The organism is Psychrobacter sp. SHUES1 (assembly GCF_001652315.1).
In the GTDB taxonomy this organism is placed as follows: domain Bacteria; phylum Pseudomonadota; class Gammaproteobacteria; order Pseudomonadales; family Moraxellaceae; genus Psychrobacter; species Psychrobacter faecalis.
In genome coordinates this window covers 47104-53569 of sequence record NZ_LXWA01000028.1, presented here as the reverse complement: position 1 = coordinate 53569, position 6466 = coordinate 47104, and the positions used below count along the sequence as shown (strand labels likewise).

Genomic DNA, 6466 nt, shown 5'->3' with positions numbered 1-6466 from the left:
AATAGCCACAATAGTTATGGCGTTGTTAGCCCGTCTGTCACAAGCCTTGTTATTAGCATGCTTTGCTCGGTAACCTCGTAGGCTTTTATTGCGTCTAAGCTCTCTTGATATGGTACTGGGACTTCTGTTTAACGTCCTCGCTATAAAATTAATACTATGTTTTGCCCCTTTAAGGACATAAATCTGGTATCGTTCACCTAGGCTTAGATGTGTATAGCTCATGGTTGCAATCTCACTTTGGTCGGTGGATAAAAACTTTGATGCTAGCGCATCTAGGTCTTTTTTTCACCTTGCATTTGGTATTGCACTTCATGTGTTAATCTAAGTAATAAAAGCGTTTAGTAATTAAGAATAATCTTCCTAAGGATAGGTTTATAAATCTTATAATTGTCTAAGCAAGTTTCGCTTAAGGTTTGGACACAAAAATCTGACCTTTAATAAGCCAAACTTCGCCTACCCTTAGCATGATTATGCCACCCTATTTTGTTTACTTTACTTGGCCACTTATATTGGAAATGACCTATGTTATCACTATCGAACGATTATAAAAAAATGACCCAAATGGGCGCCGCTTTGCTTGTTGCTACTATCGCGTTGTCTTCAACTGGCTGTAGCACTACACAAGAATTTAAACCGACTGCTAGCGTGATGGTTGGAGCACACAAGTCTTTATAATGGCGTTATGTTTATCATAAATAGGCATATTCATCTAAGCATAAATATACGCCATTCTCATTTTATCACTCAGTCACTTATCAGCTACCTTTTATATAAGTAGAACCTATCATGTCCTCATCTTTACCTACTATCTCTTTACGCTTTGCCTGCGCTTTAGCGATGGCGACTACCCTTGCGGCTTGCCAAACCAGCGCAGTTTCTTCGACAAATGAAGTTGCTACGACTAAAAATGCCGCAACAACACAGGTAGTGAATAAAAATCAAACGCTAGAAAATACCGAACAATCTTCAGCATTGACCATGGATATGTCTGGCCGCCACGAATACCAGCTCGAAAATGGTCTAAAGATAGTGGTCAAAGAAGACCACCGCGCGCCTGTGGTCATGACCCAAATTTGGTATCGCGTCGGCTCAGCAGATGAGCCTCTCGATAAAGGCGGCATCTCACATGTGCTTGAGCATATGATGTTCAAAGGCACCGCCGATGTATCAAGCGACGATTATGAGCGTTTGATTGCCAAATTTGGCGGCGTCAATAATGCCTTTACCAGTTACGATTTTACCGGTTATTACGAGCTATTCCCTGCCAATCGCTTGCCGTTAGCCTTAGAGCTAGAAGCAGATCGCATGACCAATTTGGTCTTTGATGACAAAGCGTTTGCCAAAGAGCATCAAGTGGTCATGGAAGAGCGTCGTCAGCGTACGGATGACAATCCGATTGCCAAAGCTTATGAGTCATTTCGCTTGCTGGCAATGCCAAACAGTCCAAAAGGCGAATCGGTCATTGGCCCTATGAATGAGCTAGCATCAATCACCCTTAGCGATTTAAAAGACTGGTACAAAACATGGTACGCACCTAATAATGCGACGTTGGTTATCGTCGGCGATGTCGAACCAACCGACGTATTAGAGCAGGTCAAACGCTATTTTGGGGAGCTAAAACCAAGCGCGTTACCTAAGCGTCCTATGGTCACGCAAAAGGGCTTTCGCGGTTATCAGCAAGTAGAATCCGAGCAAGCGGTACAAGTGCCAGTTTTATTAATGGGTTATAACGTACCCAGTCTGGTGAGCGCTGGTGCTAATAATGAAAAACAAGCCTATGCGCTATCACTTGCGCAAGATGTATTGGATGGTGGTCTATCAGCGCGGCTAGAGAACAGGCTGGTACGCGAGCAAGGACTGCTTACCACAGTTGGTACGTCTTACGATTTGCTCGATCGCGGCGATGGGCTGTTTTTGATACAAGCAACCCCGCGCGAAGGCATCAGCTTGGCGCAGGCACAACAAGCCATTATCAATGAGATTAATAAGCTATCAACCGACCCAATTGCTGCCGATGAAATCGAGCGCGCCAAAACCAATACTGTCACCGGCTTGATATACGCACAGGATAGCATGGAAGGTCAGGCGCGTATGATAGGCTCCCTGCAGTCTATCGGTCTTGATGACAGGTTACTGGCCAAATTGCCAACCAAGCTTGATAGCGTAACCATTGCAGATATCCAAGCGGCAAGTAAAAAGTATTTGGTCAAAGATAATTTAACGGTCATGCATATCATCCCACCTAAAGAGACTGCCAATAGAAATAAAGTTAGCCAAAATAAAATGAGCAAAGACACTGTTAATAAAAATGTTGCTACCGATAGCGCTACTAAAGAAGCGGCAAGCAAAGCTAAATAACATCAATGTGCGATGCAATTATCTTGGCAAAAACCCAATACTGATGACCTTATGAATAAGAAGAAAGACATGACGCAAATACATTTTCTCAAAAAAACCAAACTATCTTCTCACTTCAAGCAGCTGCCCTATTTGGGTGCTTGCGCCTTCTTTGGGATGATGAGCTTGACCACTGTAGCGCAGGCAGATATGGCAGGTAGCGAAGATGCTCGTACGCCAGCTGCTGCAGTCGATACCAGTGCGCCAATTGCCGCTCTGTCTAAGCTGAGTAGTCTTGAAAATGCCAAACCTTTAGAAGTCACGGTTCCAAAAATTCAGAGCTTTAAGACCAAAGCCGGTATTCCTGTGCTTTTCGTGCCGACCACTACCTTGCCCATTGTCGATATTGACTTGCGCTTTAACGCCGGTAGCGCACGTGACGGCAGTATCAGTAAATCAGGCTTTGGTATTGCCAATATGACCGCGACGATGCTTGAACAAGGCTCCAAACGCTTAGATGAAAACGCGTTCACGCGGGCGGTCGAAACCTTGGGTATCAGTTTAGGTAGTAGCGCCTATAAAGACATGTTTATTGTGTCGTTGCGTAGCTTATCTGATGATAAACATCTACTGCCTGCGGTTGACTTGATGACGCAAATGCTTACTGAACCGAGCTTTGATGAGCAAATCTTAGCCCGTAATAAAGCACGCTTATTGGTCGGTTTACAACAGCAAAAGCAAGACCCTGGCAGTCTTGCCAGTATCGCCTTTAGTAAGGCATTGTATGGCGACCACCCTTATGCGCATCCATCGGTTGGCACGCTTGAAAGCGTTCCTAATATTGATAGAAAACAGCTAATTGATTTTAAAAATCGCTATCTAGTCGCTGCCAATGCGTCGCTTGCCATGACGGGTAATTTGACTTTGGCACAAGCGAAAAATTTGGCGGAAGAAATTACGGCAGACTTGCCAGCGGGTCAAGCGGCGGCGGCCCTGCCCGAACCAAAGCCACTAAACCAGCCTCAACATATTCATATTCCGTTTCCTAGCACTCAAACTACGGTATTGATGGGACAACTGGGCGAAAAGCGTGCCACCGACCCGCAAGCGCAGCAAAAGCAAACCAACTTTGCCGTCGGTAATGAAGTGCTAGCAGGGGGCGATTTTAACGCGCGTCTGATGACCGAAGTCAGGCAAAACCTCGGCTATACTTATGGCATATCAGGTTCTATGAACCCGATGTTGGCGCGCGGTCCTTATCAAATTGGATTTTCAACCCGTAATGACAAAGCACGCGCAGCAATTGATGTCAGCCTAAATGTGATTAATGAGACATTAGATAAAGGTATTACCAGCGATGAGATGAAATTAACCACGGATAATTTAAAAAACAGCTTTCCGATGGGATTTGCCAGTAATGCTGGAATCAACAGCTTAATTGGTATGATGAATTTTTATCAGCTACCTAACAGCTACTTGACCAACTATGTCAATCGCATCGAACAGGTTAAACTCTCAGAAGTCAACCAAACCCTGCGCGACACTCTAAAGCCTGATAACTTTTTGATCGTGACTGTTGGTGAGGTCAATCCATGGGATGAGAAGAAACCTAAGAAAAAGTCGTAGAGCCAATATTATTTTTACAGACGCTTAAAAAATAGCTCAATAAAAAAGCTCAATCAGTAATCACTGGCTGAGCTTTTTAAATTGAAGAGTCTGCTTTTAATAGCGGCAAGCGGAGCTGCTACTGGCATGATTAAAGCCCCATTTGCGATAACCATCGGTATCAAGATGAATAGCACCGGTAGAATACAGTCCTAAACCAAAGTTATGCGACTGCCCTTGATATTGCCAAAACTCGCAGAGACTATCTTGCATGCGACTTAGCTGCCATAAATTGCCTTCATATTCAGGCACCCAGATATCCATCGCGCCTGCGGTCATGTGCTTACTCGCACTCGCCCCGCCCGCGCAATTATTTAACCCCGGACTGCGATATACTGAACGTATCTCGGTACTGGCAGGTAAAATACCTTGGCGTTTTAGCTGACTATAAAGCTGCAAGGTCGGTACAATATTTGCCCATAACTCCTGCGGTGGTAGCTGATAAGGCTCATAACCACATTTATCCCAACTACGAGCGGTCGTCAACAGCTGAGATAAGGGCGGTACATTTCTTGCGCCGACGCGTGAGCTTAAATATTGTTGATAATTGGCCACTTGGCTTGCGCGGTAACTATTACTATTTAACCATACATTAAAATCCATACTGGTAAAATCGTTATAATTACTATTTCCAAAGTTATTATTACCGCTGCTATAACGTGGCGTCCCTCTATTGGTAATGACGCGTTTGTTTTCTTCTATCGATACTGCGCTATCGAAGTTAAACTCGCGCTGTTTTTGTTGAATCAGCCCTTGCATACTGTCGCCGCTAATACCATTTGACCGACGAGCGCCTTCACTCAAGATGGTTGCGCCGCCGCTATAGCTATTGCTTTGACTGCCATAACTGCTAGCGGGTGTGATATAAGCATTGCCACTATTATTGGTCGTACCACTGCCATGACGGATTTGGATGCGGCGCTCACTATTATCACTTATAATAGCGGCGTGCACGGAAATACTGCTGGCACAAATACCTAGGACGATAATAGGCTTATAAATGTGCCCATAAATAAATTTTTTTGTCTTTATCATTACCAGAAACTACCGCTAAAAACGTTTTATCGATACTATCAAATTTTAAGCAAGCAAGCTAAACTATCGCAGCGAATTGATGGTCACTGATTCGTTATTAACACTTATCCTTATAATGTTTATATTGTCGTTACTTTATTACGGGTAAATTATGGGTTTTGCTACCAAATTCTTAATTAAGCTGCCCGATAAACATTTTGCCCTCGCTGATTGCTTACTTATCGTTTGTCAAAGCAGACTTTTCTTTCACGCCAATTATCAGTCACATATCACCTATGCCTTCTAACCTCCAGTACCGTTTTTCTCGTCAAAGCCATCACTTTGGTCGAGGTCGTGCGCCGACGCTTTGGCAACGTATCCATATTGATCCGTGGCTGACCTTATTGCTATTGACCGTTTGTTGCATTGGCTTGACGATTTTATATAGCGCAGCAAGCCAAGACACTGATATGGTCATCCGCCAAGTCATTAGTTATGGCGTGGCATTTACGGTGATGTTTACTATGGCGCAGATACCGCCTAGCCTTTATCGTACCTTTACGCCCATATTTTATGTATTGGGGCTGATATTGTTGGTGTTGGTCGATATCATTGGCGAGGTGCGTATGGGTGCGCAGCGCTGGATTAACTTACCTGGTTTTGGTAGCGTTCAACCTTCAGAGTTTATGAAGCTTGGTATGCCAATGATGTGTGCGTGGTTTTTATCCAAACGTGACTTACCGCCTTCATTATCAAGTATTGCCATCACCTTAGCGTTAATTGTCGTGCCGGTATTATTAATCGCCAAAGAGCCTGACCTTGGTACTTCCTTGCTGGTCGCAGCCAGTGGCATTTTTGTATTGTTTTTAGCGGGTCTATCATGGCGCTTGATTGCTAGTGCAGCAGCATTAGCCGTGCCATTGGTGGCATTTGCTTGGAACTTTTTATTACACGACTACCAACGTACGCGCGTTTTAACGCTATTCAATCCTGAAGCTGACGTCCAAGGTGCTGGATGGAATATCATTCAGTCCAAAACCGCCATTGGCGCGGGCGGTTTGACCGGTAAAGGCTATTTAGAAGGCACGCAGTCGCATCTACATTTTTTACCAGAAGGTCATACTGACTTTATTATTGCTGCCTTTTCCGAAGAGTTCGGTCTGCTTGGCGTGATATTGTTGATGTTTATATATGCTTGCCTGCTTATGCGTGCTTTATATATTGCATTTTCGCACCCTGATGTTTATAGTCGATTGCTGGCAGGTGCAATTGCGATGTCTTTTTTCGTATATATTTTTGTCAATGTCGGCATGGTTGGCGGCATCTTACCCGTTGTTGGGGTACCTTTACCTTTTATCAGTTATGGCGGTACTGCTATCGTGACGTTAATGGCAGGTTTTGGCCTACTAATGTCAATTCATACTCACAAATCCAGCTAAGCCATAGCAGG

At 44.2% G+C, this 6466-nt stretch carries 6 protein-coding genes; 4 read left to right on the top strand and 2 right to left on the bottom strand.

The genetic code is table 11. The features are described 5' to 3' along the window. Window positions 1-222 (bottom strand): helix-turn-helix domain-containing protein (locus tag A7325_RS14205; protein WP_156508481.1); only part of this gene is annotated, 222 nt, incomplete at its 3' end. 300 nt (window positions 223-522) lie between these two features. Between A7325_RS14205 and A7325_RS13655 the strand changes: the two genes are divergently transcribed. The 3 genes from A7325_RS13655 (at window position 523) to A7325_RS02225 (ending at window position 3963) form a co-directional block, all read left to right on the top strand. Continuing rightward, window positions 523-675: a hypothetical protein gene (locus tag A7325_RS13655; protein WP_156508480.1), complete on the top strand. Its 153-nt coding sequence runs from the start codon at window positions 523-525 to the stop codon at window positions 673-675. Window positions 676-786: 111 nt separating this feature from the next. Further along, entirely contained in the window at window positions 787-2358 is a 1572-nt protein-coding gene (locus A7325_RS02230; RefSeq protein WP_068404228.1) for a M16 family metallopeptidase, read from the top strand. 51 nt (window positions 2359-2409) lie between these two features. Beyond that, the gene (locus A7325_RS02225) at window positions 2410-3963 is read left to right on the top strand and encodes a M16 family metallopeptidase (protein ID WP_227514922.1); all 1554 of its coding nucleotides are present in this window, start codon (window positions 2410-2412) and stop codon (window positions 3961-3963) included. A gap of 96 nt (window positions 3964-4059) precedes the next feature. Here the strand turns inward: A7325_RS02225 and A7325_RS02220 are convergent, their stop codons facing one another. Next, window positions 4060-5037 carry a D-Ala-D-Ala carboxypeptidase family metallohydrolase gene (locus A7325_RS02220; protein ID WP_068404226.1) on the bottom strand — a complete coding sequence of 326 codons (978 nt, stop codon included), beginning with the start codon at window positions 5035-5037 and terminating at the stop codon, window positions 4060-4062. A gap of 275 nt (window positions 5038-5312) precedes the next feature. Between A7325_RS02220 and rodA the strand changes: the two genes are divergently transcribed. Then, on the top strand, window positions 5313-6455 hold the full coding sequence (rodA, locus tag A7325_RS02215; protein ID WP_068404242.1) for a rod shape-determining protein RodA: 1143 nt from the start codon (window positions 5313-5315) through the stop codon (window positions 6453-6455). The last annotated feature ends 11 nt before the right edge of the window (window positions 6456-6466 follow it).

Excerpts from the sequence above, each read along its gene's own strand:
- A7325_RS02225 (WP_227514922.1), top strand. The coding sequence starts at position 2,410 with ATGAATAAGAAGAAAGACATGACGCAAATACATTTTCTCAAAAAAACC.
- A7325_RS02220 (WP_068404226.1), bottom strand. The coding sequence starts at position 5,037 with ATGATAAAGACAAAAAAATTTATTTATGGGCACATTTATAAGCCTATT.
- A7325_RS02230 (WP_068404228.1), top strand. The coding sequence starts at position 787 with ATGTCCTCATCTTTACCTACTATCTCTTTACGCTTTGCCTGCGCTTTA.
- rodA (WP_068404242.1), top strand. The coding sequence starts at position 5,313 with ATGCCTTCTAACCTCCAGTACCGTTTTTCTCGTCAAAGCCATCACTTT.
- A7325_RS13655 (WP_156508480.1), top strand. The coding sequence starts at position 523 with ATGTTATCACTATCGAACGATTATAAAAAAATGACCCAAATGGGCGCC.